Origin of the sequence: Pseudomonas sp. SWRI92 (assembly GCF_014268685.1) — a bacterium.
Lineage (GTDB): Bacteria > Pseudomonadota > Gammaproteobacteria > Pseudomonadales > Pseudomonadaceae > Aquipseudomonas > Aquipseudomonas marvdashtae.
Window position 1 is genome coordinate 59,877 of record NZ_JABWQY010000019.1, and the last position, 22,132, is coordinate 82,008.

Sequence of the window (22,132 nt, forward strand, 5' to 3'; positions counted from 1 at the left end):
GTTGCTGTCACTCACTGCTTCGCCACCAATGGCTTGCACTGGGTATGAGTCCCTGGCTGCAAGTACGGCGAGAGAAACGGCGCCATGCCCTTGAGCACCTGCACCGGCAAGGCCGACGTGAACTTGAAATTCTGCGCCGATGCGCCTGGCACGAAGGCGGTGAGGGTGCCGAAATGGTTGTCGCCGATGTAGAACACGAAGGTGGCGGTGCGGTTGATCGATTTGGAACTGATCACCCGACCGCCCGATCCGACCGCTTCGATGCGGTTGTCGCCGGTGCCGGTCTTGCCACCCATGGCCAGCGGCGTGCCGTCGGCCAGTTTGAAACTGCCGGCCACGCGTTTCGCGGTACCGGCATCCACCACCTGGGACAAAGCACCGCGCAACGCCCGGGCCACTTCTACCGGCATCACACGCTTGCCGTTTTCCGGGTTGCTGACCAGCCGCGTTTCATAGGGCGTATCGACGGCGAACTGCAGGCTGTCGACACGCAACGCGGGGCGGCGGACGCCGTCATTGAGAATTGTCCCCACCAGTTCCGCAAGCGCGGCGGGGCGGTCGCCGGAGCTGCCGATGGCGGTGGCCAGCGATGGCACCAGATGATCGAACGGGTAACCGACTTGCTGCCAGCGTTGATGGATATCGAGGAAGGCTTCAATTTCGAGCATGGTGCGGATGCGGCTGTCGCGGGCGCTCTTGTGCCGACTCTTGAACAACCAACTGTAGACTTCCTGGCGCTCGAACTGGCTGGCCTTGACGATCTGGCTGAACTTGGCCTCCGGGTTGTTGAGCAGGTAGCCCATCAACCACAAGTCCAATGGGTGGACCTTGGCGATGAAGCCTTGGTCCGGTAGGTCGTAGGCGCCGGGACCGTAGCTTTGATAGAGCCGTTCGAGGCGTTCGTCGGTGAGTTTTCCGGCGCCCTTGGCTGACTTCAAATGCGCGCGCACGAAGCGGTTGAAGCTTTCCTGGCTGTCGTTGGGAAAGAAGTAGCGGTGCACGGCGGCCAGGCGGATCGCGGTGGGGCGCATGCCGTCAAGGAAGGTTTCGAGGCGCTGGGCGGTGTCCTTTTTCTGATATCTCTTCCAGAACTTGAGCAGGAACGAGGTGCCTTCGCGATCCGCGAACTGGGCCAGGTATTCCTGGCGACGCGGGTCCTTGTCGTCCTTGAGCAATTCGGAGCTGTTGTTCGGCCCGGCGTAAGTGGTGTAGCGCACCAGATCGCGCATCAAGCGGATGAACGGCAGGTTGATCGATTCGCGCAGGGAATCGCGCAGGGTGGGGATGCGGCCGTCGTCCTCCCTGCGGAAGTTGTGGAAGGTGTGCAGCCCGCCGCCGGTAAAAAATGCCTCGCCGGGGCTGGCCGAATAGGTGCGGTCCAGCGCGGCTTCGAGCATCTTCGGCAGGCTGCGGTCGGTGTTTTCAATCAAGTAGTCCACCGCCCAGCGGGACAGGCGATCCTGCTCGGCGATCTCGGTTTTCTTCAACGCCGCCGGTGTCTGCTGGGCATAACGTTCGTGCAGTTCGGCGATGATCTGCAGGTAGGTAGTGAGCACGCGCAACTTGGCGGTGGAGCCCAGTTCCAGCTTGCTGCCTTCGTTGATGTCGAAGGGCTGGTCGGTGTTGTCGGTCTGTACCCGCACACGCGAGCCATCGGGAGTCAGTTCAAGCAAGGTGAAGCTGTAGCGCACCTGCGTAGTGCTGGTGGGGGTCAGCAGGCGTTCTCCCATCAGGCCGATCTCGGCGGCGAAGGCCGGGTCGGCCAGTCGCTTGAGGTACTCGGTGGCCTGGGCCTGCAAATCGCTTTGCAAGGTGCTGGTGGCGGAGAGGTCGAGGCGGTCGAGGTCGTACAGCGGGCGGTTGAGCAGCGCGGCGACGCGACTGCGGGCGGCGCTGATGCCCTTATTGGTTTCGTTGGGCTGCACGGTCGGGTCCTGGACCCAGTCGCGATAGCTGACCTTGCCCGCCAGCGCGGCCTCGGACAGCGCGCCGTCGATCACGCCGTTCTGGGCCAACAGGCGGATGTGACTGTCAGTCAGGCGCGCCAGTTCGTCGCGACCCTTGGACAGGTAATGGGACGGCCGGCGCTGGGCAATCATCAACGACAGCATTTCCCGCAGGGCCAGGCCTTTTTCCGCCAGGCTCTTGGGGTCGGTGGCGGTGCTGAACAAGCGTTCATTGGCGCGCTTGAAGTCGGCGCCATACCAGACCCGCAAGCCTTCGGCCATGCCGTGGACTTCACCATGCCCCGGCACGGCGGAGAGCGGCACGCTGTTGAGGTAGTCGCGGATGATCCGCTGCCGCGCCTCAAGGGTCTGCGGGCCCGCCTGGTAAGCACGCACGCTGGCGGAAATCATCTGGCGGATTTTTTCCCCGCCCGACACGGTGAGGCCCTCGGGGGAGTGACGGTACTTCTCCAGTTGTGTCGCCAAGGTGCTGCCCCCGGCGGACTGTCCCGGCAGGCTCAACAGCTTGGCGACTTGCGACCAGGCCGCCATGCCGAAGCGTGGCCAGTCCACTGCCGGATTTGCCAGAGGTTGCTTGGGGTCGAGCAGAAAACGGTTTTCGATGAACAACAGGCTCTGCACCACCACGGGTGGGATCGCTTCGAAGTTTGCGTACAGTTGTTGCGGGTACTTGAACTGATACACCGGTGCGGCGCGGCAATCGGTGATGGTCAGTCCAGCCTGGATCTTTTCCGCGTAGGGCACGAACAGGCCTTTGTTGACGTAATCCATCAAGTCCGGTGAAAAACGGGTCTGGGCCTCGATCACATAATCACGCTTGAGCAGGCGCGGGAGAAATTCCCCCAGCGCGCTGTAGCCCAGGCGCCGGTCGAACGGGCCTGCGCCCGGGTAGACGATGGCATCGCTGGGCCCCGGCTGCACCGAATAGCTCAGGGACTCGGCGTATTTGCTGAGCTCCCGGGCCTGAAACCGCGACGTGCGCATTTCCTTGGCCGCCGCCAGGCCGACCACCACGACGATAATCAGCAGCAACAACCAGAATGCCCGCCAGCCATGCCGTGCGCGGCGTTTTTTTTGAGGTAAAGGTGCTTCTTCCATACGTTCAGTCGGGACCACAGGTTTGTTCGAATCGGTTTGCCACAAAGCGCCCATAGTCGACTGATCCATTCACGCAGATTGATCGGACTTGCTTGAAGCTTAGACGGTGGTTGGCGTGGGGGGCGGGGAAATTGTGGGGAAGCCCGCACATGAGCACATGTGAGATGCCACTGGCCAACAAGCTTTTTGTGGCGAGGGAGCTTGCTCCCGCTCGGCTGCGCAGCAGACGCAACGGTCGCATGGGCGAAGCGTTTTCCGGGTTGAAAAGCGAGGGCGGCTGCGCCACCCAGCGGGAGCAAGCTCCCTCGCCACGGGGACTACGTTGTTTTCGGAAAAGTCGCTCAATCATTATTGCGTCGGATCGTCGCAGGTGAGGCTACCGTAAGTAGACCCCCCACCACAGGAAGCCAAGGAATGCATCCTCCACGCCCAATTCTGATCGCTTGCGTCGCGGGCGCTCTTCGGAACCTGGGCGAGGTTATCTCGTCACTACGGTCGTTCACCGACGCACACCGATCTTCAAGGATTGGCGACTGGGCCGCTTACTGATTGCAGAAATGCGCTTGGCTCATGAGCGAGGTCAGGTCAATTCGCTGGCCTGGGTTGTGATGCCCGACCATCTGCACTGGCTGGTGCAGCTAGAGCAAGCCCAGCTCACGCATGTGATGCAGGCAGTCAAATCTCGCAGCACTCTCACAATAAATCGAGCCATGAACAGAAAGGGCGCATTCTGGCAAAGCGGCTTCCATGACCGCGCGATCCGCGACAACGAGGACCTGCGGCCTTCCGCCCGCTACATCATTGCCAATCCGCTTCGGGCAGGGTTAGTAGACCGTATTGGCGATTACCCATTGTGGGACACGGTGTGGCTTTAGTCGCTTTTGTGGCGAGGGAGCTTGCTCCCGCTGGGGGGCGAAGCCGCCCTCGCTTCAGCTTTTTAAAGCAGGCGGCTGCTGCGCAGCCGAGCGGGAGCAAGCTCCCTCGCCACGAGCTGGTGGTAGCTTGAAACGCTTGAAATAGAGCCTTCTACATCCGCCAAGACATGACGCTGCACCATCGCTGTGCAATACTCTGCGCCGTTTTCTGAATGGCCGGTAATTCAGCCAATCCCTCTCCAAAAATGCCGTTCCGGCTGAGGCTTATCCCTGAATTTCCCTGGTTTTACAGTGAAACTCTCTATCCCTGGCTTTTTATACTGCACGGTCTGCTGATCCTGAGGCGTTGTTCTACAGGACGGTCTGTCCACAAGGCAGGCCCGGTTTCGGCAAGGCGGCGGGCTTATCGGCTTGCGGCTTTGGAGACTCGGTGGCTAATCCAATAACAAGACGAGGTTGTACTCCTATGCCTGTCGGCAATCATCTGCCCCATGGCGAGACCGCTCAGGGTGGTCCGCTCAAACGTGAACTCGGCGAGCGGCATATCCGCTTGATGGCGCTCGGCGCTTGCATCGGTGTCGGGTTGTTCCTCGGTTCGGCCAAGGCCATCGAGATGGCGGGTCCGGCGATCATGCTGTCCTACATCATTGGCGGCGATCATGCGCGCCCTCGGCGAGATGGCCGTGCATAACCCGGTGGCCGGTTCGTTCAGTCGTTATGCCCAAGATTACCTTGGCCCATTGGCAGGCTTCTTGACCGGCTGGAACTACTGGTTCCTGTGGCTGGTGACCTGTGTGGCGGAAATCACCGCGGTGGCGGTGTACATGGGCATCTGGTTTCCCGACGTGCCCCGCTGGATCTGGGCCCTGGCCGCGCTGGTCAGCATGGGCTCGATCAACCTGATCGCCGTCAAGGCCTTCGGCGAGTTCGAGTTCTGGTTCGCCCTGATCAAGATTGTCACCATCATTGCCATGGTCATCGGCGGCGTCGGCATCATCGCCTTCGGTTTCGGTAACGACGGCGTGGCCCTGGGCATCTCCAACCTCTGGACCCACGGCGGCTTCATGCCCAACGGCGTCTCCGGCGTGTTGATGTCCCTGCAAATGGTGATGTTCGCCTACCTGGGCGTGGAGATGATCGGCCTGACCGCTGGCGAAGCGCGCAACCCGCAGAAGACCATCCCCAACGCCATCGGCTCGGTGTTCTGGCGGATCCTGCTGTTCTACGTCGGTGCGTTGTTCGTGATCCTGTCGATCTATCCGTGGAACGAAATCGGCACCCAGGGCAGTCCATTTGTGATGACCTTCGAGCGCCTGGGCATCAAGACCGCCGCCGGCATCATCAACTTCGTGGTGATCACCGCCGCGCTGTCCTCCTGCAACGGCGGGATCTTCAGCACCGGCCGCATGCTCTACAGCCTGGCGCAGAACGGCCAGGCACCGGCCGGTTTCGCCAAGACCTCCAGCAATGGCGTGCCGCGCCGCGCGTTGCTGCTGTCCATCGCCGCCTTGCTGCTGGGCGTGTTGCTCAACTACTTGGTGCCGGAAAAAGTCTTCGTCTGGGTCACCTCCATCGCCACCTTTGGCGCGATCTGGACCTGGGCGATGATCCTGCTGGCCCAGCTCAAATTCCGCAAAAGCCTCAGCGCTTCCGAGCGAGCCGCGCTGAAATACCGCATGTGGTTGTACCCGCTCAGCTCATACCTGGCGCTGTCGTTCCTGGTGTTGGTGGTGGGCCTGATGGCGTACTTCCCGGACACGCGCGTGGCGCTGTACGTCGGCCCGGCGTTCCTGGTGTTGTTGACGGTGTTGTTCTACACCTTCAAGTTGCAACCGACCGGTGATACGCAGGGTTCGGTGCGTTCGGTTTCGTAACGTGTTAACGCTGTAAAACAAGAGCCCCGGTCGGAAATGACTGGGGCTTTTTTGTCGGCGTTGATTTTGACCGTCCGTCGGGTTTGGCTTCCGACCTGTAAGTTCTGACAGTAGACCGCCGCAGTCCCCTGGCCTAGCTTGGAAGCCCGCCAACTGGCAAATGGCAAGGCAGGCACAATGAAGGGTTTCTCCGCGTTGATGGTGATCGCGCTGGTCAATGGATTGATCCATTGCCAGGTTTTTTTCCTGCTGTATGGCGCTGTTGGACTGACTCAGGCGAACAGTAATCTCGCGGCGTTCGGCGTGGCGGCGGCGTTTTCGTTTTATGTGAATGCGCTTTTCATCTTCGAGCCCGGAGAGCCGTGGCGCGGCTATCTGCTGTTCAATGGTTTGATGGGCATCGCGAGCTATGGGGTTGGCTCGATCGGCGATGCTTTGAGTTCGCCTGGCTGGCTGGCGGTAGCTTTGTATTTCTTGCTGAAACTGACAACGGGCTACAGCTTGTTCCGGTTCAAGTTGCTTCGTGACGCTCAGCAGTTATGAACGTATTCCGGAGCGCTTTTTTTACTTACTCATTGGTCGGCCTCGCCAATACGCTGCTTCATTGGCAAATATTTTTTGTGCTGCGCGTGGCGGTCGGTCTCGATCAGTCGATCAGCAATCTTGCTGCGTTTGGTATAGCGGCTTCGTTTTCCTATTACCTCAATGCGCTCTATACCTTCGAGGCCAAACTCTCGGTGACGGGATACATGGTTTTCCTCTGCGCCATGGGAGCGCTTAGTTATGCCGTGGGGTATCTGGGAGATCGTTGGCGGCTCCATGGATTGCTGACGGTGGCGGTATTTTCGCTGCTGAGTTTGGTTTTCGGTTTCCTGCTCTCTCGGTTCGTGGTGTTTCGTGGACACCGCCCATGAAAATCTCGCTGGTTGTGCCGGTGTTCAACGAAGAGCAAACCCTTGAACTGTTCTACAAAAGTGTTCGCCAGCATCCAGCGCTGGCCGGCTATAGCGTCGAGATCGTGTTTATAAACGATGGCAGCGCGGACCAGACTGGTTTTCTGGCTCGCGACATTGCGCTGGCCGATAACTTGGTCGTGTTCATCGAACTCTCTCGAAATTTCGGTAAGGAGCCAGCGTTGTTTGCCGGGATCGAGCACGCCAGTGGCGATGTGGTGATTCCAATGGACGTGGATTTGCAAGATCCCCTCGACGTTATTCCTAGGTTGATCGCAGAGTGGGAGAAGGGCGCCGAGGTGGTGCTGGCCAAGCGTCGCGATCGTTCATCTGATAGTTATCTCAAGCGTGGATGCGCTGCGCTGTTCTATCGCCTGCTTGATCGAATCGCCTCTCCTCATATCGAGCGCAACGTGGGTGATTTTCGCCTGATGGACCGCAAGGTCGTGGAGGTGATAAAGACCCTTCCCGAATATCAGCTGTTCATGAAGGGCGTGCTGTCGTGGGCCGGGTTCAATACCGTGATCATCGAATACGACCGCGCCGGTCGCGCCGCTGGCAGCAGCAAATTCAACGGCTGGAAGTTGTGGAACCTGGCGCTCGAAGGCATCACTTCGTTCAGCACCGTGCCGTTGCGGTTGTGGACTTATGTCGGCGGTTGCATCTCGTTTTTGTCGCTGGTTTATGCCGGGTACATGGTGCTTAACAAGCTGTTCTTTGGGAATGATCTCCCCGGTTATCCATCGTTGATGACGGCGATTTTGTTTTTGGGTGGGGTGCAACTGATCGGCATTGGTGTGTTGGGTGAGTACATTGGGCGGATCTATTTGGAAACCAAACATCGACCACGGTATGTCATCAGGGAAATGATCCGCGGCGGGCAACCCAAGAGAGGAGATGAAGCATGTGCCGGTTCTTCACGATAAAAATCTTGACGCAACGGGAGGTGTTGCTGTTTTTTCTGGCGGCGAATTTTCTTTATATCTTTCCCTTAGTGCAGGCTGACTATTTTTATAACGATGACAACTGGCGGACGTTTGCGACCGGAGAGAACTGGAGTGAGGAGGGACGAGTTGTTATTGAGATTTTTTACAACCTTATTTCGTTTGGTTCGACGGCGCCAGATCTGTTCCCGTTGCCGCTTTTCATTGCTGTGGTAGGAATCTCATTGTCGTTAAGGGCTCTGACGTTTTTCTATTTTCAGCGACCAAGTGTTGTCCAGTGTCTGGTGGTTCTACCTATTTGGTACAACCCTTACTTTCTACAGAACCTGACCTATCGCTACGATGGACCGGTTATGGCGTTGGGGATGGCGGCACTCATTTATGCTCTTATTTGGCCATCCGACCGGGTCTGGCGACATGTTTGGGGCCCTGGACTGTTAATAGGACTGGCTCTGTCAATCTACCAAGTGTTCATTGGTTTTTTCATCGCGCTGTGTTGCCTGGAAGTCATTCGATTAGTTTGGGAAAGAAAATCTTCGGTTTGGGTGTTGAATTTTGTTGCGCGAAAATTCTTGGCGATTGGAATCGGCGTGCTGGTGTATTACTTAACTGCTCACCAACTTATGAGCGGGTCACGACAGGTGTTGTTGCCTATGGAGGTTAATAGTTTGTTGGAAATTCGCGACCGATTGTTGTCTCTACAACAGATGTTCGATGCTGGTGGGACCGGAGGTTTACGGCCGTTAGCGTGGGGGGCAGTGGTGTTGGCTCTGGTCGGATATGTATGGGCAGGGGTGAGACTTTTATTGTGCCCCGAACAGCGTTGGCTCAAGATGCTATTGCTGGTTTTTTATGTGTTATCGATTCCGGTATTGTTGTTCTGTATCCCAGGGGTCACGTTATTATTTGCCGAATTCAACGGTGGTGCCCGAACCTTCGTGGCATTTTCTGTTTTACTCGTATTGATTTTTTTTCTTTGCTTACGGGTCTTGGTATGTATCCATCAGCGTCTGGGGTTTTTTTTGTTTGTCCCGGTACTTGCGATGTTGTCATTTTCTTTCTCATACGGTCGGATCCTCTTACTGCAAAAAGAACAGGAGTCGGCGGTGCTGGCCTCGCTGGTTTATGACATCACCCATTCGTCTCTGTATGAAAAGAACCATATTTATTTAATACCCGAGTTGAGTGCCAACTGGCTCCCGGCGGCCAGCGCCGCATTCGCTGCGATGCCAGTCCTGAAACAAGTGCTCGGTGTGGATTATGTGTTGATGCTGGGTCCCTTGCGGCGAGGGGGGATAGCAGACGTTTATCTTGCCAGGGATCGACAAGTAATCGCCTCAATTCGGCGAGGGGATCATCCGTCGGTCATGTCCACTTTGTTCTATGACCTCTATGTTATTGCCGACAGCGGATATATTTTCATGAAAAAGGTCGAGGGCAATCCCTATGCCATATCCGAGTTGTGTTTGATAGCCGATATCGAACGTTGTCGCTAAATTATCAGCGATGGACCGGGTGGATCCGAACTAAAAAACGCACCGTAAATCCCCTCGCCACAAGAGCGCGTTCGCTGCGGTTATGAGGGGTAGCCGCTCACCCCGCCAATTTCATCTGCCGCACCGGCAGTTCCACCCGGAACGTCGTCCCGACGCCGACTTCGCTGCTCACGGTAATTTCGCCGTTGTGTTTCTTCACGATGCCGTAGGACAGCGATAACCCCAGCCCCGTGCCTTTACCGATGGGTTTGGTGGTGAAGAACGGGTCGAAGATTTTCTTCAGGGTTTCCGGCGGGATACCCGAGCCGTTGTCGGCGACTTCGATCCAGACGGTGTCGCCTTCGACGCCGTTGCGCAGGGTGATGGTGCCGCGTTCCGGGCCGATGGCTTGGGCGGCGTTGACGATCAGGTTCATGATCACCTGGTTGATTTGCGACGGCAGGCATTCGACTTCCGGCAACGGGCTGTATTGCTTGACCACGTCGGCTTTGTACTTGATCTCGTTGGCGACGATGTTCAAGGTCGAATCCATGCCCTGCTGCAAGTTCGCCATCTGCCATTCCTGGCTGGAGTCGACGCGAGAGAAGTCCTTGAGGTCCTTGACGATTTGCCCGACGCGGGCGATGCCGTCCTTGGATTCCTTGATCAGCACCGGAATGTCCTCCACCAGGAAGTCGAGTTCCACCTGTTCGCGCAGGCGCTTGAGTTCCGTCAGCAACTGCGGCGAGGCGATGGCTTGTTCGGCACTGCCGTAGGCCTGGAGCATTTCTTCGAGCTTGCTGAAGTACCCGCCGAGGGCGCCGAGATTGGAGGAAATGAAACCGATCGGGTTGTTGATTTCATGGGCGACGCCGGCGGCCAGTTGGCCCAGCGAGGCCAGTTTCTCCGACTGCACCAATTGGCTTTCGAGCATCTTGCGTTCGTCGATTTCCATTTGCAGCAGCTCGCTGGCCTGCTTGAACGCCAGGGTGCGTTGCTCCACCAGGTCTTCGAGCTTGTTCATTTTCAACCGGGCGCGGGAGGTCATTTCCCATTTGGTGGTCAGGGTGTTCGCCATCTGCTGGACTTCGATATTGTCGAAGGGCTTTTTCAAGATCAGCAGGCGGTCGTGGCCATTCAGGCGATCGAGCAGTTCATCCCAGGAATAATCCGAATACGCGGTGCAGACCACCACTTGCAACTGTGGGTCGACTTTCCAGAGTTCTTCGATGGTCTTGGCGCCGTCCCAACCTTCGGGCATGCGCATGTCGACAAACGCCAGGGCATAAGGAAGCTCCTTGGCCAACGCTTGCTGCAATTTGGCCAAGCCCTCCTGGCCGCCGTAGGCCGAGTCGAGCTCGAATACCGTGGCGGTGGGTTTCGGGGCTTCGCCGAAGAGCGCGCTTTCCATGTCCTGCAGGTCGCTGTCGTTCTCGTTCTCTGGAGTCAGGATCTTGCGAAAATCGTCATGGATGGCGGGCGTATCGTCGATCAGGAGGATGCGCCGGTTGCTGATGCTGTTCATGGCTCACCTTCCGCGAGTTTCAAGGGCAATTGCAGGACGAACGTTGCCCCGGTTCCTGGCCCCTCACTGTGTGCGGTGAGGTGGCCGTTCATTTCTATCGCTGCCAGTGCGCAACTGTGCAGGCCGAACCCGTGGCCCTCCTTACGGGTGGTAAAGCCGTGGGCGAAGATGCGCGTCATGTTGTCCGCCGGGATCCCTTCGCCTTCGTCCTTGACGCTGATCTGCAACATATCGCCGTCCACGACGGCGGCCTTGAGCGTCATGTTTCGCGCATGGTTGGAAACGCCGGCCATGGCGTATTTGGCGTTGCTGATCAGGTTGATCAGGATCAGCAGCAAGCGGTGCTTGTCGCCCATGATCCGCGGCACCTCGCCGTATTCCTTGAGCACCGTCACATGGTGGCGGGTCAGGGCGCCGGAGTTCATGCGTAGCGCGTCCTCGAGCAACTCGCTGACCACCAGCGGTTCCATCAGGCTGTTGGCGCCGGCGTAGGATTGCTGGGTGGAAACGATGTCCTTGATGTGGTCCACGCTCTTGCTCAGTTGGGCCAGTTCATCGGTCATGCCTTGCTGTTCCACCGCGATGGCCTCCACCAATTGATTGAGGTAGCCGGGCAGCAGCTTGCCTTTTTCATCTTCGGTGAGGAAATGCCCCAGGTCGTGGTGGTGTTCGTTGATCAGGTTCATCGCCTTGCCCAGGCCCAGGGCCTTGCTGCTGCGCAGTTTGCGGCTGACGAGGTCGGCGGATATGTTGACGCTGTTGAGCACGTTGCCGACGTTGTGCAACACGTTGGTGGCGATCTCCGCCATGCCGGCCTGGCGGGCCGTGTCCATCAGTTCGCTCTGGGTATCCTTGAGTTGGCGGGTGCGTTCTTCGACGCGTTGTTCAAGTTCGTCGTTGGCGGTTTGCAGGGCGTTGTTGACCCGCTTGATCTCGGCGAAGCTGCGAATCAACCGGATCGCCAGCCAGATCAGGATCAGCACCAAAAGCGTGGCGAACACCAGCAGGTAAACGTGGTTGCGCTCGTATCTGGCGGCGGCTTTTTCCTGGTCTTTCTCCAGCAGGTGGGTGATGGTATCCAACTGATCGGCCACGGGGATGGCACCGATTCCGAGCAGGAGTTCGTTGACCTTTGGCTGTTCGCGCAGGATCACCCCAATGTGTCTGCGCAGCACTTCGATGGAGTTGAGCAGCCCCTCGGGCAGGCGCTCTTTGTTGACGTCCAGCTGATTCAAGCCCAGCAATACCTCGGCGGCTATCTCGGGGGAACTGAGCTGGGCGAACTCCATGCTGCTGAGCAACAGGTCGTAGGTGTCGATGGCAACGTTCTGCAACTCCAGCCTGTAGGTGTCGGGCAGCCGAGCGAATTGGCCCTGGATGTCGTCCTCGCCAGTGGGCAGGAAGGCCAGGGAATTGCGCAGCACTGCGTTATGGGATTTGAACTGTTCCACCAGGCGGGTTTTTTCCTTGATCGCCTTGAGGTATTCGTTGCGCTGGGCCTCCCAGAGTGACGGCCCGTGGCGGCCCGGCTCCGACTCGATGGCATCCAGGCGCTGCCACAGGCGGGCCATCTCCTGCAGCGGCGAGACCAGCGGATCGTAATTGTGGCTCAGGGCAATCCGCGCCTTGAGCACCTCGTTGTCCCAGATGGCGTCCTGCTGCTTGAGCAGGCGGATCAGATCCCGGGACTCGATGTACGAGGCGGCCTGCTGGGCCCCTGAATTGATGTACATGAACAGCAGGACCGAAGCCAGCAACAGGCCGATGAACGCAAGACCGATACGACGGAGAATGGTCATAGGGGTTTGCCCTCCGATTCGCCGGTCAGTGTCTTGAGGAATTCGACGATCAGGGTCGTATCGTTCTTGAGGGGCTCACGACCCAGTTGATACTTGAACATGACCTCTACCGCGCGCTCCAGGGTCGGCGCCGACCCATCATGGAAATACGGGGCGGTGACGGCCACGTTGCGCAGGCTGGGCACTTTGAAAACCTGCCGGTCCGCTTCATCGCCGGTGACGTTGAAGCGTCCTTCGTCGGCTCGGGTGGGGTTGCCCCGGTCATTGATGTAGTCGCCCATGATCCCGAGTTTCTGGAACATGTTGCCGCCAATGTTCACGCCTTGATGGCAGGTGATGCAGCCGTACTCCTTGAAGCGCTGGTAGCCGAATTTTTCCCGGGGCGTGAGGATGTCGGTGTCGCCCAGCAGGTATTGATCGAAACGCGAGTTGGGCGTCTGCAAGGTGCGCTCGTAGGCCGCCAGTGCGCCCTGGACATTGGGTTTGGTCACGCCATCGGGATAGGCGGCCTTGAAATCCTTGGCATAGCCGGGGTCATCGGCGATGCGCTTGACCACCGACTCCCAGGTGCTGCCCATTTCCACCGGGCTGGTCACGACCAGATGGACCTGTTCTTCCAGCGTATCGGCGCGGCCGTCCCAGAATTGGTGGAAGTTCAGGCTGGCGTTGAACACGGTGGGCGTATTGACCTCGACCGGTTTGCCATCCAAGCCCAGGGACAACGGCTTGTCGTCGGCGCCGCCCTTGTCCAGGCGATGGCAGCTGGCGCAGGACAGCGTGTTGTTGGCGGAAAGCCGCGGGTCGTTGAACAGGCGTTGGCCCAGTTGGACCCGTTTGGGGTCCAGTGCTGGTACGGGAGGCAGCGGTTTGAGCGGTTCGTCCAATGGCTCGGCGTGAGCAGTCACACTCCATCCCACCGGCATCCATCCCACCAGCAGGCCGAAAGCCAGAATCAATCCGTGTGACGCCATGGAGTGCTTTCCTTTGAAACTCTGGTTGATGAACCCGGATGCTCATGAAAGCGGGTTCGGGCGTTGTTCCCATTCAGCCATCCATTGGCTGAAGGCTTGCGGCTCCACGGCCTTGCTGAAGTAATAACCTTGGGCTTCCTCGCACTGGTGGCGCTTGAGGAATTCCAATTGCTCGCGGGTTTCCACGCCCTCGGCAATGATGTGCAAGTTCAAGCTCCGGCCCAGGTTGATGATGGTGCTCACCAGCTTGGCGTCGTTGCTGTCGATACTCAGGTCGCCGACGAATGACTGATCGATCTTCAACACATCCACCGGAAATTTCTGCAGGTAGCTCAGGCTCGAATAGCCGGTGCCGAAATCATCGATGGCCAGTCGTATTCCCAGCTGTTTGATGGCCTTGAGCGTGGCGACGGTCGTATCGATGTTCTGCATGAGCACGCTTTCGGTGATCTCCAGTTCTAACTGTGTCGGGTCCAGGCTGGTTTCCTTGAGGGTGCGTGCGATGCCATCGACAAAACCGCGCTGGCGAAAGTCAATCGCCGAGACGTTGACCGACAAATACAGCGGCCGCATGCCCTCGGCTTGCCAGCGACAAGCCTGCTGGCAGGCTTCCTGGAGCACCCACTGGCTGAGCGGCACGATCAGCCCGCTGTCCTCGGCCACCGGGATGAAATCCGACGGGAAGACGAGGCCCTGGTCGGGACGGTTCCAGCGCACCAGGGCCTCGGCACCGACCACCCTGCCGTTCGTCAGGTCGAGCTTGGGTTGGTAGTGCAGCACGAATTCCTTGCGTTGCAGGGCCAGGCGCAGGCCGGATTCGATGGTCTGTTGCTGGCGGGCCCGGCGGTTCATGTCTTCAGTAAAAAAGCGGTAATCGTTGGGGCCGTTTTCCTTGACGTTGCGCATGGCCGTCTCGGCTTTCTTGATCAGCGCCACGGCATCGAAACCATCGGCCGGGTACACGCTGATGCCCAGGCTCGCCGTCACCGTCAGGTCGTGGCCGTCGATCGGGTGCGGGGCGTTGATCGCCGCCAGCAGTTTTTCCGCCACGCCCTTGATCAGTTGCGGGTCGGCGATGTCCCCGAGGATCACTACGAATTCGTCAGAGCCGTAGCGAAACACCGAGTCGGATTCGCGCACCACCATCGCCAGCGTCCGCGCCACGCGCTTGAGCATTTCATCGCCGACCGGATGGCCCAGGGCATTGTTGATGCGCTTGAAGCGGTCCAGGCCGATGAACATCACCGCCAGCTGCCGATCGTGCCGGCGACATTGGGCCAGGGCCTGGGTCAGGCGATCACCGAGCAACATGCTGTTGGGCAGCTCGGTGAGCACGTCGTATTGCAGCAGGTGCGAGACTTTCAGCAGTTCCTGGACGCGCTCTTCAATGGTGCGCTCCAGGCTGCGCATCTTCCGTGCCGCGTCCTGCGCCAGTTGCCATTTCCAGGTCATGGCACTGGCCATCTGGCGAATTTCCAGGGTGTCGAACGGTTTCTTGAGGATCAGCAGCTGGTCGTCGAACTCGATGCGTTCGGACATGGTTTCCCAGGAGTAATCCGAGTACGCAGTGCACAGGGCGATCTGCAGGCGCGGGTCGGCTTTCCACAATTGTTCGATGGTTTGCAGGCCGTCCCAGCCCGGCGGCATGCGCATGTCGGCGAACACCAGCGCGTAAGGCTGGCCCTCGGCCTGGGCGCGCTTGACCAATTCCAGGGCTTCTTCACCCTGATAGGCCGAGTCGATCTGAAATTGCAGCCGATTGACCTGGGGCGTGCCGAACAGCAGGCTTTCGGTGTCGTCCAGCGAGTCGTCATTGCCGGCGCTGGGGCTGAGGATCTTGCGAAAGTCCTGGTGAATGGCGGGCGTGTCGTCCACCACCAGGATTCGCCGGTTGGCAGGTACCGACATGGGGTTCATGGATTGCTCTCCGATAGCTCGCTTGCCGGCCGGGTCCAATGATCCGTCACCGGGACGATGGTGCCGGCCTTGAGCAAGGCGGCGGCCTGGTCGCTGTCGACCACGGTGCTGAAGTAATGCCCCTGGGCCTGCATCGAGCCGCCGCTGGACATCAGGGTGGTGCGTTGTTCCTGGGTCTCGACGCCTTCGGCAATGATGCCGATGCCCACGTCCCGGGCGAAGTTGATGATGGCCCGCAGGGTCGTGGCGTTCTCCGGGTCGTCATTGGCGCTGTCGAGAAACCGCTGAGCGAGCTTGAGGTGGTTGACCCGGTAGGTCTTGAGGTAATCGAAGGACGAATACTCGGTGCCGAAATCATCGATGGCGACCTGCACGCCCAGTTCGCACAGGCGTGGCAGCACGTCATTGTGGGTCCATTTGGTCTGGGCCAGGGTCGCTTCGGTGACGTCGAAGCGCAGGTCCCACGGCGCCAGCTCCCAGCGGGCGGTGGTGCGCAGCACGTCATAGATCAGTTCCGGGCCGGTCTTGAGCTGGGTCAGCGACAGGTCAATGGCAATCACCGGTGGCGCCACGCCCTGGTCGCGCCACTGGCGCATTTGCTGGCAGGCCTGTTCCAGCACCCAATGGCCGAGGCCGATGATGATCCCGGTCTTTTCCGCCGCCGGCATGAACGCCGCCGGTTCCAGCCAGCCCTGTCGGGGGTGGTTCCAGCGCACCTGCACGCCCATGCCGAGGATTTTTCCAGTGCCGAGGTCGACTTCCGGCAGGTAATGCAGTTTCAGTTCGTTGTGCTCGATGGCGTGGCGCAGGTCGTTGGCCAGGGCGACCCGGTCGGTCACTTCCTGATTAATTTCCTCGTTATGGAAATGGTACTGGTTGCGCCCCTTTTCCTTGGAGCGGTAAAGGGCCATGTCGGATTGGGCCATCAAGCTGTCGGCGCTTTGGCTTTGCGGGGTATACAAGCTGATGCCGATGCTCACGGAAATGCGCACGTCATTGCCGTCCAGCGAATAGGGCGCCACCAGCGCGTCGCGGATCTTGGCCGCCAGCGCGGCGCAGTGGGTCGCTTCGTGGACGTCCAGTTGCAGGATGGCGAATTCGTCGCCGCCCAGGCGTGCCACCACGTCGTTTTCCCGGGTACACGCCTTGATCCGTGCGGCGACTTCCTGCAACAGCAAGTCGCCGATGGGGTGCCCCAGCGTGTCGTTGATGCGCTTGAAGTGATCCAGGTCCAGGTAGAACATCGCGAACGGCGCCGCCCCCCGGCGCGCACCGGCGAAGGCCTGGTGTAGGCGCTCGATCATGGTGGCGCGGTTGGCGAGCCCGGTCAGGCCGTCGGTGCGCGCCAGCAAGGCGATTTTTTCCTCGGCCAGCCGGCGTTCGGTGATGTCGAGGATGATGCCTTCGACTTCCAGCAGCAGGCCTTGCTCGTTGCGCACCGGAATGTAGCGGTTCTCCACCCAGCGGAACGCGCCGTCGCCGGTGCGCATGCGAAACTCGATGGACGCCCCCGCCGTGTCACGGTCCAGGACGCGGACCATGGCTTCCTGGACCTTGCTCTGGTCGTCAGTATGGATCAAGGTCTGCGCCCAATCGGGTGAGCTGATCAGCTGCGCCGCGACATGGCCGAACTTGGTGATGTTGTGAGAGATGTACATCAACGGGAACGGTGGTTCGCCGCGCAGGCGATAGAGAATGGTCGGGCTGTTCTGCACGATGATATTGGCGTCGGCCAGCTCCCGGGTACGCTCCTCCACGGCCCGTTCGAGCATGTCCATTTTCAACGCGGCGTCTTCGGTCATCTGCCATTTGACGGTCAACGTACTGGCCATCTGGCGGATCTCGATCGCATCAAAGGGTTTTTTCAGGATCAGCAGGCGGTCGCCCAGTTCCAGGCGATCGGCGATGTCCTCCCAGGAATAATCCGAGTAAGCGGTGCATAGGGCCACTTGCAGCTTGGGGTCGACGCGCCACAGCCGCTCGATGGTTTCAAGGCCGTCCCAACCCGGCGGCATGCGCATGTCGATGAAGGCCATGGCGAAGGGCTGGCCCTGGGCCAAGGCCGTTTCCACTTTATTCAAGGCTTCCATGCCCTGGAAGGCCGAATCGAGCTCGAAATTCTGAACGGAAACGGCCACGGGGGCGCCGAACAGCGCTTCTTCGGCGCTGCTCAGGCTGTCTTCCGGGGCCGCTTGAGGGCTGAGGATCTTGCGAAAATCTTCATGGATCGTCGGCGTGTCATCGACGATCAGGATCCGCCGATTGGATCTGTCCATCGGCAGGCTCATGGCCGTGCACCGTCATGATGCTGACTGTAGAACCGTGGGAACATCTGATATCCCTTTCGCTGGCATGAGGATTCGGCCTGTACTTGGCCCTTCATGGGGTACAGCATAGTCGGCTCATCGGAAGCGTGCGGTGGGGTGGTGGCAAAATATGTCTAAATGTCGGTGATCTACTAGCCTGTCTCTCAGGGGTAAGGTAGAACGGTGGTCGTCAATAGGAGGGGGTGCCAATGGAAGATCAAGCGTCAAACGTTCCGGTCACGAAGCCGACGGTGTTGCTGGTCGATGATGAAGAGTCGATTCTCAACAGCCTGCGCCGGCTGTTGCGCAGCCAGCCGTATGAAATCCTGCTGGCCGACAGCGGTGCCAAGGCGCTGGAAATCCTCAAGGAGCGGCCGGTCGACCTGGTCATGACCGACGCGCGCATGCCCAACATGGACGGCGCCACGCTGCTGGCTGAAATCCGCAGGCTGTATCCGTCGACCTTGCGCATCCTGCTGACCGGCTACGCCGACGTCGACATGATGACCAAGGCGATCAACGAGGGGCAGCTTTATCGCTACCTCAGCAAGCCCTGGAATGATGAAGAACTGGTGCAGGCCCTGCGTCAGGCCCTCGCTCACCAACATTCGGAAAGCGAGCGCCAGCGCCTCGAAGCGCTGAACCGCGAGCAGAACCAGCAACTCAAGACCCTCAACGCCACCCTGGAAAAACGCGTGGTGTCGCGCACCTCCGAATTGCAACAGACCGCCGACATGCTTGACCTGGCCTACGACGAGCTCAAGCGCAGCTATGTGACCAGCACCGAAGTGTTTTCGTTGATCGCCAACCTGCGCCTGCCTAAAGCCAAGCAGACCAACCGGCAGATCATCGAGCTGATCCGGGTCTACAGCCGGCTCAACTTTCTCGACGAGTCCACCGACCGCGACCTGACCATGGCCGCCGCGCTCTACAACATCGGCAAGCTGAGCTGGACCGACAACATGATGGTCACACCGGCCGACATGTTGCACCACACTGAACTCGATCTTTACCGCGCCTATCCGAAGCAGAGCGAATCGCTGCTGATGACCCTGGACCCGATGAAGGACGCGGCGCGCATCATCCTTCATCACCAGGAGCGCTGGGACGGCAGCGGTTTCCCCGATCACCTCAAGGGCGAGGCCATTCCGTTCGGCTCGCGGCTGCTGAAATTGGCGGTGGATTTCATCGAGCTGCAGCGCGGGTTGATCCTGGAGCGGCAGATGAACAGCGACGAAGCGCTGGTCTACATCCGCAAGTACGCCGGCAAGCTGTACGACCCGGACATGGTCGAGGACTTCATCAAGGCCTGTGCCGAGTACCTGGAAGACGTGACCTTGTCCGACCCGACGGTGAAGGTCGCGACCACCCGCGAGCTGGCGGCCGGCATGATCCTGGCGCGCAACCTCAATGCCGACAACGGCATGCTGTTGCTCAACGCCGGCAAAGTCTTGAGCGGGCCGCTGATCGAGAAACTCATCGCCTTCGAAGCGATGGAAGGGGCGCGCTACAGCGTGTTCGTCAAGATACCGGAAGAGGAGGCGGACCCTACGGCGCCGAAGCCGATCCTGGGTTGAGACGCCTCTAGTGGAAGGCGTTGGCTGCAGATGCGACGACAGGCTTTGCGCCTGCCGCCGCGATCTGTAATCTGCCCCGGCATTTCCTGCCCGAGATTATTGAAACATGACCACTTCCCTCATCCGCATCGCCGCCGCCCTGCTCATCGGCCCGGACGGTCGGACCCTATTGGTGCGTAAGCGCGGCACCCTGGCTTTCATGCAGCCCGGCGGCAAGATCGAGCCGCATGAACAACCGCTGCAGGCGCTGGCTCGCGAACTGGAAGAAGAGCTTGGGCTCGCGATCGACCCGGTACAGGCCCGTCACTTGGGGCAGTTCAGCGCCCCGGCCGCCAACGAGCCGGGATTTACCGTGCTGGCCGAGGTGTTTTTGCTGAGCATCGACGCCCCGGTTGTCCCCGCCGCCGAGATTGAAGAAGTCCGCTGGATCGATCCGCTTGGCGCCAGTGATCTGTTGCTGGCGCCATTGACAGGCGAGATGATCCTGCCGTTTTATCGAAGGCACTGCCTCGCAACCTGCTGATTCAAGGACTGACGCCCATGATTCCTTTTCCGGACCTGCTGATTTTCGCCGCTGCTGCGTTGCTGATGGTGCTCACGCCCGGCCCGAACATGATCTACCTGATTTCCCGTTCGATCTGCCAGGGACGCAAGGCTGGTGTCACGTCGTTGTTGGGCGTGGTAGCGGGCTTCTTCGTGCACATGTTCGCGGCGGCGGCGGGGCTGACGGCGGTGTTCCTGGCGGTGCCGATGGCTTATGAGGTGCTGAAATGGGCAGGTGCGCTTTACTTGTTGTGGCTGGCTTGGCAAGCCGTGAAGCCGGGCGCGCGTTCGCCGTTCCAGGCCCAGCAGTTGCCAGCGGATTCAACCCGCAAGCTGATCACCATGGGCTTTCTGACCAGCGCCCTGAATCCGAAGATCGCGGTGTTCTATCTCTCGGTGTTCCCGCAGTTCATCAGCCCGGAACACGGCTCGCTGTTCACCCAGAGCATCATCCTCGGGCTGACCCAGATCAGCGTCAGTTTCAGCGTCAACCTGCTGATCGCCCTGTTCGCCGCCGGCATTGCCTCATGGTTCGTCCACAACCCGACGTGGCTGGCGGCGCAGCGCTATTTCATGGGGTTCGTGCTCGGCGCGCTGGCGTTGCGGCTGATGCTTGAGCAACGGCGTTCGGCGTGAATATCCGGCGGTTGAAGGCGGGGGATGCCCAGGCGTATCGCGAGCTGATGCTCGAGGCGTACGAGTTGCATCCGCAGGCCTTCACCTCCAGCACCAGTGAGCGTGCTGCGCTGCCCATCAACTGGTGGGAATCGCGCCTGACCAGCCGGCTCGACGTGATTCTCGGCGCGTACGTGGCGAACGCGCTGGTCGGTATCGTCGGCTTGTCCCTGGAGCCTCGGTTGAAGGCGCGGCACAAGGCAACGCTGTTCGGCATGTACGTTGCCGAGGGCCATCGCCACGCAGGGCTTGGCGAACAACTGGTGCAGTCAGCCCTCGACGAAGCCCGTCGCCATGCTTTTCTAAGGTTGGTGCAACTGACCGTCACCGCCGGCAACGCCCCAGCGATCAAACTCTACCAGCGCTGCGGTTTCGTGCTGTACGGGCTCGAACCGATGGCGATCCGGGTGGACGACGAGTACTTCGACAAGATCCACATGTGGCTGGAGCTGTAACTTGCCCCAGATATGGGTTGCCGAGCTTTGAGAGCCTGGAATTGTCGAGCTTTTGTGGCGAGGGAGCTTGCTCCCGCTGGGCTGCGTAGCGGCCCCATTCTTTTGCGATCGCTACGCAATCGAGCGGGAGCAAGCTCCCTCGCCACAAAAAGCAGTCAGCGCACGGCACTGACACCGTCGAGGGTAGAAAACGACGTGTCCTTGGCCGTCAGCAAAAAGTCGCGCATGTACGGCGCGTCGAGCATGTCGGTGCGCACCGCCGCGTAGAGCGTGGCGAACAAGCCTTTCTCCCCCAGCCGCTTGGCCTTCACATAGCTCCGCGAGCTGTATTCATGCAGCGCCCAGTGCGGCATGCCGCAGACACCTCGGCCGCTGGCGACCAGTTGCATCATCATCACCGTCAGCTCTGAAGTGCGGACCTGGGCCGGTTCGATGTCGGCCGGCTCGAGGAAACGGGTGAAGATATCCAACCGATCTCGCTCCACCGGGTAGGTGATCAGGGTTTCGCTGACGAGGTCTTCAGGCACGATGTAGGGCTTGCCCGCCAGCCGATGCTGGTTGGCGACGGCGAGCATCGCTTCGTAGGTGAACAGCGGCACGTAGGTGATGCCGGCCAGTTCCAGCGGGTCGGAAGTCACCACCAGGTCGAGGTCGCCCCGGGCCAGGGCCGGCAGCGGGGCGAAGGCGAAGCCCGAAGCCAGGTCCAGCTCGACTTCCGGCCAGGCATCGCGGAACTGGTCGATGGTCGGCATCAGCCACTGGAAGCAGCTGTGGCATTCGATGGCCATGTGCAGGCGCCCTGCGGTGCCGCCGGCCAAGCGGGCGATATCCCGTTCGGCGCCGCGCAACAAGGGCAGGGTGGCGTCGGCCAGTTGCAACAGGCGCAGACCGGCGCTGGTGAACCGAACCGGCTTGGTCTTGCGCACGAACAGCTGCATGCCCAGGCGCTCCTCCAGTTCCTTGAACTGGTGGGACAGCGCGGACTGGGTCAGGTGCAGGCGTTCGGCGGCCTCCACCAGGCTGTCGGCTTCGCGCAGGGCGTGCAGGGTCTTCAGGTGACGGAGTTCAAGCACCGAGATTGCTCCATGAGTAAAACTTGTGATCAACACGAAAAGGTTGAGTTTGTCTCATGTGGTGCTGGCTGTCGACAATGGCGCCATCTTTTACAGAAGGACACA

At 59.8% G+C, this 22,132-nt stretch carries 16 protein-coding genes and 1 pseudogene; 10 read left to right on the forward strand and 7 right to left on the reverse strand.

Annotated elements, in window-relative coordinates; all coding sequences use genetic code 11:
- Positions 1 to 11: 11 nt before the first annotated feature.
- Positions 12 to 3,119 carry a transglycosylase domain-containing protein gene (locus HU762_RS23145; protein WP_186640933.1) on the reverse strand — a complete coding sequence of 1,036 codons (3,108 nt, stop codon included), beginning with the start codon at positions 3,117 to 3,119 and terminating at the stop codon, positions 12 to 14.
- Positions 3,120 to 3,508: 389 nt separating this feature from the next.
- Here HU762_RS23145 and HU762_RS23150 point away from each other — a divergent pair, with 389 nt between their 5' ends.
- The 6 genes and pseudogenes from HU762_RS23150 to HU762_RS23175 all read left to right on the forward strand — a co-directional run bounded on the left by HU762_RS23150 (position 3,509) and on the right by HU762_RS23175 (position 9,207).
- Positions 3,509 to 3,940, forward strand: coding sequence for a transposase (locus tag HU762_RS23150; RefSeq protein WP_186640935.1), 432 nt, complete (start codon positions 3,509 to 3,511; stop codon positions 3,938 to 3,940).
- Positions 3,941 to 4,406: 466 nt separating this feature from the next.
- Positions 4,407 to 5,814: pseudogene (locus HU762_RS23155) on the forward strand (amino acid permease).
- A gap of 177 nt (positions 5,815 to 5,991) precedes the next feature.
- Positions 5,992 to 6,357 carry a GtrA family protein gene (locus tag HU762_RS23160; protein WP_186640937.1) on the forward strand — a complete coding sequence of 122 codons (366 nt, stop codon included), beginning with the start codon at positions 5,992 to 5,994 and terminating at the stop codon, positions 6,355 to 6,357.
- Complete coding sequence (locus HU762_RS23165; protein WP_186640939.1) at positions 6,354 to 6,728, forward strand: GtrA family protein; 375 nt, start codon at positions 6,354 to 6,356, stop codon at positions 6,726 to 6,728. Before HU762_RS23160 ends, HU762_RS23165 begins: the two co-directional genes overlap by 4 nt.
- Positions 6,725 to 7,693 carry a glycosyltransferase family 2 protein gene (locus tag HU762_RS23170; protein WP_186641005.1) on the forward strand — a complete coding sequence of 323 codons (969 nt, stop codon included), beginning with the start codon at positions 6,725 to 6,727 and terminating at the stop codon, positions 7,691 to 7,693. The genes HU762_RS23165 and HU762_RS23170 overlap by 4 nt, the downstream gene beginning before the upstream one ends.
- On the forward strand, positions 7,672 to 9,207 hold the full coding sequence (locus HU762_RS23175; RefSeq protein ID WP_186640941.1) for a glucosyltransferase domain-containing protein: 1,536 nt from the start codon (positions 7,672 to 7,674) through the stop codon (positions 9,205 to 9,207). Before HU762_RS23170 ends, HU762_RS23175 begins: the two co-directional genes overlap by 22 nt.
- Before the next feature lie 97 nt (positions 9,208 to 9,304).
- Here HU762_RS23175 and HU762_RS23180 read toward each other — a convergent pair whose 3' ends face one another.
- The 5 genes from HU762_RS23180 to HU762_RS23200 are packed head-to-tail and all read right to left on the reverse strand — an operon-like array spanning position 9,305 to position 17,686.
- Positions 9,305 to 10,711, reverse strand: coding sequence for an ATP-binding protein (locus HU762_RS23180; protein WP_186640943.1), 1,407 nt, complete (start codon positions 10,709 to 10,711; stop codon positions 9,305 to 9,307).
- The gene (locus tag HU762_RS23185; protein ID WP_186640945.1) at positions 10,708 to 12,510 is read right to left on the reverse strand and encodes a DAHL domain-containing protein; all 1,803 of its coding nucleotides are present in this window, start codon (positions 12,508 to 12,510) and stop codon (positions 10,708 to 10,710) included. Before HU762_RS23185 ends, HU762_RS23180 begins: the two co-directional genes overlap by 4 nt.
- Positions 12,507 to 13,481: a cytochrome c peroxidase gene (locus tag HU762_RS23190; protein WP_186640947.1), complete on the reverse strand. Its 975-nt coding sequence runs from the start codon at positions 13,479 to 13,481 to the stop codon at positions 12,507 to 12,509. The genes HU762_RS23185 and HU762_RS23190 overlap by 4 nt, the downstream gene beginning before the upstream one ends.
- 42 nt (positions 13,482 to 13,523) lie before the next feature.
- Positions 13,524 to 15,398 carry a GGDEF and EAL domain-containing protein gene (locus HU762_RS23195; RefSeq protein ID WP_186640949.1) on the reverse strand — a complete coding sequence of 625 codons (1,875 nt, stop codon included), beginning with the start codon at positions 15,396 to 15,398 and terminating at the stop codon, positions 13,524 to 13,526.
- Positions 15,395 to 17,686, reverse strand: coding sequence for an EAL domain-containing protein (locus HU762_RS23200; RefSeq protein WP_186640951.1), 2,292 nt, complete (start codon positions 17,684 to 17,686; stop codon positions 15,395 to 15,397). The genes HU762_RS23195 and HU762_RS23200 overlap by 4 nt, the downstream gene beginning before the upstream one ends.
- Positions 17,687 to 17,913: 227 nt before the next feature.
- On the opposite strand from HU762_RS23200, the gene HU762_RS23205 reads away from it, so the two are divergent.
- From HU762_RS23205 to HU762_RS23220, 4 genes are all read left to right on the forward strand, one after another.
- A complete protein-coding gene (locus HU762_RS23205; protein ID WP_186640953.1) occupies positions 17,914 to 19,281 on the forward strand; it encodes an HD domain-containing phosphohydrolase in 1,368 nt (455 codons plus the stop codon).
- Positions 19,282 to 19,387: 106 nt separating this feature from the next.
- Positions 19,388 to 19,804 (forward strand): NUDIX domain-containing protein, encoded by a 417-nt coding sequence (locus HU762_RS23210; RefSeq protein WP_186640955.1) that lies wholly within the window; start codon positions 19,388 to 19,390, stop codon positions 19,802 to 19,804.
- A gap of 17 nt (positions 19,805 to 19,821) precedes the next feature.
- A complete protein-coding gene (locus HU762_RS23215; RefSeq protein ID WP_186640957.1) occupies positions 19,822 to 20,460 on the forward strand; it encodes a LysE family translocator in 639 nt (212 codons plus the stop codon).
- A complete protein-coding gene (locus HU762_RS23220; RefSeq protein ID WP_186640959.1) occupies positions 20,457 to 20,954 on the forward strand; it encodes a GNAT family N-acetyltransferase in 498 nt (165 codons plus the stop codon). Before HU762_RS23215 ends, HU762_RS23220 begins: the two co-directional genes overlap by 4 nt.
- A 155-nt stretch (positions 20,955 to 21,109) precedes the next feature.
- Here the strand turns inward: HU762_RS23220 and metR are convergent, their stop codons facing one another.
- Positions 21,110 to 22,027, reverse strand: coding sequence for a transcriptional regulator MetR (metR, locus tag HU762_RS23225; protein WP_186640961.1), 918 nt, complete (start codon positions 22,025 to 22,027; stop codon positions 21,110 to 21,112).
- Between the last annotated feature and the right edge of the window lie 105 nt (positions 22,028 to 22,132).